Consider the following 227-nt stretch of genomic DNA (forward strand, 5'->3'; position numbering starts at 1 on the left):
TGAAACACTCATCTTAGGTGGAATACGCACTAACATATGAATATGGTCTGGCATTGCATGAGCCTCTATAATTTCAACATCTTTCAATTCACACAATCGACGTAGAATTCGGCCAATATCTTTCTTTAATTCACCATAAATATTTTTCCATCGATATTTTGGTGTAAAAACAATGTGATACTTACAATTCCATCTTGTATGTGATAAGCTATTACCATCTTGTGGCA

Annotated in this window: 1 protein-coding gene; it reads right to left on the bottom strand. The window is 33.9% G+C overall.

All coding sequences use genetic code 11. From position 1 onward, the window contains the following. The coding region (gene tnpA / locus LB941_RS12445) for an IS200/IS605 family transposase (protein ID WP_253362280.1) at positions 1-227 on the bottom strand (227 nt) is incomplete at both ends.

Origin of the sequence: Ligilactobacillus ubinensis, assembly GCF_024160875.1 — a bacterium.
In the GTDB taxonomy this organism is placed as follows: Bacteria; Bacillota; Bacilli; order Lactobacillales; family Lactobacillaceae; genus Ligilactobacillus; species Ligilactobacillus ubinensis.